Source organism: Streptomyces sp. NPDC058470, from assembly GCF_042721055.1.
In the GTDB taxonomy this organism is placed as follows: Bacteria; Actinomycetota; Actinomycetes; order Streptomycetales; family Streptomycetaceae; genus Streptomyces.
The window spans coordinates 1-5,662 of the sequence record NZ_JBHXMF010000125.1; the positions used below are offsets into that span (position 1 = coordinate 1).

The following is a 5,662-nucleotide window of genomic DNA, read 5'->3' on the forward strand; positions in this document are numbered from 1 at the left end:
GGCCCGCCGGGGGGGGCCCCGCCCGCCCGGCCCGGCCCGCGGCCTCACACGGTGTCGATGTCGAACTGCTCCCAGTTGCCGATCTTCGTGCGGTTGGCGACCAGCGGGTCCGCCCCGGCGTCATCCGCGGTGACGTACATGCCGTTGATTCGCGCGAGCAGGCTGACCGTTCCGCTGGAGTTGGTGATGAGCTGGAAGGTCTCGTACGAGCCGATCGCCGTGCGGTTGGCGATCAGAGGTTTGGCGCCGGCGTTCTCGGCGGTCACGAAGTTGTCGTTGGCGTGGGAGCGCAGCGCGATGTTGCCGCCACCGGCGTCGAGCACGTCGAACTGCTCCCAGGGGCCGACGGCGGTACGGTTGGCGACCAGCGATGCGGCGCCCGCGTCGTCGGCGGTCACATAAGCGTCGTTGGCCTTGGCGCGCAGGGTGATCGTCTTGCCCACGTACGAGTTGACGGTGGGGGCCGTGTCTGTGGAGGAGACCACCGGCTTGGTGGGGCGGGTCGCGGTCAGTGCGATCGTGCCCTTGAGCATCTTCCCGCCGTCACCGGTCAGCCGCAGGTAGTAGTCGGAGGAGCAGGCGGTGCCGTCCTCGTCCAGGGCCAGCATCTTGGAGCCGCCGTTGGTGGGCACCGAGTCCTGCGTCTCCGCGGTCTTGGCGATCTGGTTGCCCTCGTTGTACTCGTCGAACATCGAGATGTAGATGCCCTGCACCCCGGCGCGGACCATGTTGTAGAACTGCCGCCACATGAAGTCGCCGTGGACGCGCTGCCCTTCGTTGAGCCCTCCGGGCAGGACACACGGCTGGTAGTCGATGCCGTGCGCCGCACAGTCCTCGAGATCGGGCAGGGTCGCCACGTTGTAGAAGTTGTCGGCGTCGCTGATGTTGCCGATCCGGCCGACCAGCCACGGTGAGATCATGTTGAAGGCGTGGTAAACGTCGCTGAACCCGGCACGGGAGTCGCTGGTGCAGGTCCGCCACCAGGTGGGCACACCGCCGATGACGTAACAGCCCTGCGACTTGAACCAGTTGACCACGTCGAGGCAGGGCTCGGGCTCCCAGGGCCGCTTGGAGTCGTTGAAGCCGAAGCCCCAGATGCACACCACCGGCTTGCCGTTCTGCGTGGCATACGCCGAAGAGGCGGTGTGCGCCTTCATCTTGTTGGTCCAGTCGGTCTTGATCTCCGACTGCATGTCCGTCCAGCCGGTGACGTCGTACATGATGTAGAACTTCCGGCCGTACGACTCCGCAGCGCTGCGCACCTTGGTGGCCATCGCGTCACGGATCGGACCCTCACCACCCATGGGGTTGAAGCGCTGCAACGCCGCGGTGTCGATGCCGTTCTGCTGCATCCACAGGAAGTGCGTGTCGACCGTCTGCTGGTCGTAGGAGGAGAACAGCTCGGCCGGCTGGCCGTTGGCGAGGTCGGCGTAGCCCGACGCGTATGTGTTGGTGTATTCCTGTACGTCCGGCCAGGAGACGATGGTGGTGTTGGACGGCGTCGGCGGCTTGGCCTTGTCCGAGGACCAGTGCCACCAGGAGTCCATCGGGGAGCCGTCGCCGTCGGTGGAGAACCAGCCCTGGTAGCCGACGCTGACCTTGCCGACGACATCGCCGTCGGCGCTGGCCGTGGTACCGGCCGTGGCCACCCGGGTGATCGCGAAGGCGCCGACCGCGGCAGCCGCGGTACCGCCGAACGCCGTGGTGAGGACCTTGCGGCGGGACCAGAACTGCTTGCGGTGCGATTCAGACATGGGGCGGTACTCCGTGGGGGAAGGTCGGGCGCCAGGCTCCGGCGGCTGCCGTCCGTTGCGTCAGCAGCGGATTCATCGGGTCGGGCCGCAGGGATGCGCCGAGCCAGTGGCCCCGCACCGTGCGCCAGTCCCTTGGAACAGGCGATCGCGGCCGTCGAAGGGATTCAACTGTGCGGGTGATCACTGGTCAAGGCGCGTTGGGCGGTTGTGGGAAGCAGCTCAATCGGCCGAGTTTCTGTTATGCGCGGCGGGAGCCCGGTGCGACGTCGATTGATCGCTCGGCCTCGGAGCGGCGGCGTGCCTCTCGGAGCGGCCGGCCGGTCGGCTATGAGGGAGTGTCCCTGACTGTCCGGCCCTCGACGCTACCGCTGTTCATGTTCATGAACTCACGTCAGGTGGGTGTACGCCCAGCTGGTTGCCGTGCAAAACTCCTTCAACTTCCCTACAACGTTGTCCAGTTGGAGAGGCAGGCGACTGTGAGTATTTCCCGGCGAACGGTGCTGGCTACGGCAGCCGGTGCTACGGCGGCATACGCTTCCGCACCGCAGACCGCACAGGCGGCAACCGGTCCAGTACCGGCGGCAACCGTGCGCACCTTGCGCGAGGCGGCCGACTACGCCGTGGACAAGATCCGCGCCGTCGCACCAGGGGTGACCGCCTTTCCCGTCGGGACGAAATTCGAGAAGTGGACCTACTCCCAGAACGGCGACTGGATCGGCGGATTCTGGCCGGGAACACTGTGGATGGCGTGGCTGTACAGCGATGACGACCAGTTCCGCACCCTGGCAATCGACTCGGCGAGGAAGCTCGCTCCCCGTCAGTACGACACCACCACCCACGATCTCGGTTTCCTGTTCTCTCCGTCGTGGGTGACCGCATGGCGTCTGACGGGCGACGACACCTGGCGGACCGGCGCCCTGAAGGCGGCCGATTCGCTGATCCAGCGGTACAACCCGCGTGGGCGCTTCATCCGGGCCTGGGGCGCACTGAACGATCCGAACAACGCGGGCCGGGTCATCATGGACACGATGATGAACCTCGACCTCCTGGCATTCGCCGGCGAGCAGACCGGTGACGGCACATACCTCGACATCGCGGTGGAGCACGCGAAGACCGCTCAGCAGGTGTTCCCGCGACCGGACGGATCGACCCCGCACGTGTTCGACTTCGACCCGGCCACCGGCGCGCCGGTCGGCCCGGGCACCGTGCAGGGCTACAGCCCCACCTCGTGCTGGTCGCGCGGACAGGCCTGGGGCATCTACGGGTTCACCACGATCTACCGTCGCACGGGGAACCGCCAGTTCCTGGCCACCGCACGCAAACTCGCCGACTTCGCCATAGGGGCGCTCACCCCGGACCACGTTCCCGTTTGGGACTACCTCGCGCCGCAGCACCCCCACGACATCAAGGACGCCTCGGCCGGCGCGATCATGGCATGTGGTCTGCTCGACCTGGCCGCCGCGACGGGCAGGCAGGAGTACCGCACGGTCGCACTGCGGATCCTCACCGCCCTGGCGCAGACCTGCCTGACGGACAAGTCCTCCCGCGCCGAGGCGGTCGTGGCCCGCTGCACCCGCAACCGCCCGGCCGAGGACGGGATCGAGGTCTCGCTTCCCTACGCCGACTACTACCTGCTGGAAGGCATCCTGCGTGTGCTGCAGCCGCAGGACGTCGACCGGGCGATCGACCTGTCCACCGTCTGACCGCGAACCCCGGGCCCGCCCCCGGGATCGGACGTCCACGACGTCAATCCGACGGATGCCGTACGGGACACACCTCGTCCGTGTCCCTCTTCGCCCGACGGCGGATACCGACGGCCCTCCCGGCGGACGGCGAGGCCCGCAAAGACGACACCCGACTCGACGCTGCGGTGGCCGCGAGAGACGGCACAGGAATGGCACTCCGCTACAGGGAGGCTCCCGTGCAGAGGCAACACGCGTCGACGAAGACTCGTACGGCTTCGCGTTGGTCTCCTGTGCGCCAGATGACGGCGAGTTCGCTGGGGGAGAGGCCGGTGACCGGCCGGCAGGTGACGTTTTCTCGCCTGTAGATCTCGGCGTTGCCCGCGGAGAGGAGGACTATCCCGACTCCTGAGGTGACCGCTTCGAATGTCTCCTCGGCTGTCTCGACCATCGTGGCGATCCGCGCCGGTGTCCGGCGGTGATCGTTGCCGAGCCAGAATTCGCGGAGTGCTCCGGCCGTGGGCGGAAGGGCGATGAAGGGCTCGTCGGCGAGATCCTCGAAGGAGACGATCGGGCGGTTGGCCAGACGATGACTGGTGGGGAGAGCGACCCAGCGGTCTTCCCTGGTGATCACCTTGTGTGAGAAGTCGCCGCTCGTGGGGACGGGCAGCCAGGCGATGGCGACCTCGACATCGCTGCCGGCAAGTCCCACTGGCGGGTCGGCCCAGGTGACCTGACGGAACTGGAGTCTCCAACCGGGAAGCAGCTTCTCCATGGTTGCGATGACGGCCGGGATCAGTCCGCGACCGATGCTCGTCTGGAAACCGACCGTAAGCGACGTCTCCTGGGAGGCCACGGCGTCAATGACCGCTTGCTGTGCTCCCTGCCACTGTTCGATCATCCGCCGGGCGTGAGGCAGGAGGGCTCTGCCCGCGGCGGTGAGGGTGACTGGTCGCCGGTCGCGCTCGAAGAGCGGGGTTCGTAAGGAGAGCTCCAGTTGGCGTATCTGTTTGCTCAGTGTCGGCTGTGAGACGAAGAGCTGATCACTTGCGGCTCGGGTGAAGCTGAGTTCCTCTGCGACTGCGACGAAGTAGCGCAGGTCCCGGACCTGGACATCCATAGCCGAAGGCTATAACAGCAGCTCTTGGACAGACGGTTCGTGTGATCCCACGATTGAGCACGCGATCGCAAGCGGGCGTCGCACGTGGCGCCGCCCCGGAGTGGATGGAGGTGGGCGCTGGTGGAACTGGGCGTCAATGGTCTGAACGCCAAAGCGACGTTGGGCCCTGTGGAGACGGCCAGGCTGGCTCGGCTGGCGGAGGAGTTGGGGTACCGCTCGTGGTGGGCAGGTGAGCATGTCGTGCTGCCCAGCCCTCGGGTACCGACCGCGCCGATGGAGCCGACGGACCCGATTCTCGACCCGCTGGTGCATCTTGCCTACGTCGCAGCCGTCACCGAACGGCTGGAGCTCGGCACCGGGATCATCATCCTGCCGCAGCGCAATCCGCTGGTGCTCGCCAAGCAGGTCGCGAGCCTCGACGTGCTGAGCGGTGGCCGACTGCTTCTGGGGGTCGGAGCCGGATACCTCGAACCGGAGATGACCGCCGTCGGAGTGCCGTACTCGGAGCGTGGCCGGCGCACCGACGAGTACCTGGACGCAATGAGGGCGCTGTGGACCCAGCCCGCGCCGTCCTATCAGGGCCGCTATGTGGCCTTCGGCGGTATCGACGCCCACCCGCGGCCCGTCCGGGAGAACGGACCGCGGATCGTGGTCGGCGGCCACAGCCCGGCCGCTTTCCGGCGGGCGGTCACGCGCGGTCACGGATGGTTCGGAAACGGCGACAGCCCGGATGATCTCGTGGGGCATCTCGACGGGCTGCGTAAAGCAGCCACCGAGGTCGAACGCCCGGAGTGGCTCGGCCGATTGGAGATCAACTTCACGCAGCTCTCCCCGGTGAACTCCGACACCGCTCGGCGCTACGCCGACCTCGGTGTCGACCGACTCGTGGTCTACCCGCTTCCGCTGGAGCACCCGGCGGAAGTCGCCGAGTTCCTCGAACGTCACGCCGACCTGCCGCACTGACGTCGCCGGCTGCGGCCATCTCCTCCCGCAGCCGCTCGATCACGTTCTGCTGAGCCGTGAGCCGTGAGCCGTGAGCCGTGAGCCGTGAGCCGTGAGCCGTGAGATCGCGAGCGTCCCGAACGCGGTGAGGCCCGGCCTGGGCC

4 protein-coding genes are annotated in these 5,662 nt (G+C 67.4%); 2 read left to right on the forward strand and 2 right to left on the reverse strand.

Annotated elements, in window-relative coordinates:
* Positions 1-44: 44 nt before the first annotated feature.
* Complete coding sequence (locus ACFWP7_RS42285; RefSeq protein ID WP_384393888.1) at positions 45-1,754, reverse strand: xylosidase; 1,710 nt, start codon at positions 1,752-1,754, stop codon at positions 45-47.
* Between the two features lie 476 nt (positions 1,755-2,230).
* On the opposite strand from ACFWP7_RS42285, the gene ACFWP7_RS42290 reads away from it, so the two are divergent.
* Complete coding sequence (locus tag ACFWP7_RS42290; protein ID WP_384393891.1) at positions 2,231-3,457, forward strand: glycoside hydrolase family 88 protein; 1,227 nt, start codon at positions 2,231-2,233, stop codon at positions 3,455-3,457.
* A 202-nt stretch (positions 3,458-3,659) separates the two neighbouring features.
* Here the strand turns inward: ACFWP7_RS42290 and ACFWP7_RS42295 are convergent, their stop codons facing one another.
* Complete coding sequence (locus tag ACFWP7_RS42295; RefSeq protein ID WP_384393894.1) at positions 3,660-4,556, reverse strand: LysR family transcriptional regulator; 897 nt, start codon at positions 4,554-4,556, stop codon at positions 3,660-3,662.
* Between the two features lie 120 nt (positions 4,557-4,676).
* Between ACFWP7_RS42295 and ACFWP7_RS42300 the strand changes: the two genes are divergently transcribed.
* Positions 4,677-5,519: an LLM class F420-dependent oxidoreductase gene (locus ACFWP7_RS42300; protein ID WP_384393896.1), complete on the forward strand. Its 843-nt coding sequence runs from the start codon at positions 4,677-4,679 to the stop codon at positions 5,517-5,519.
* Positions 5,520-5,662: the final 143 nt, after the last annotated feature.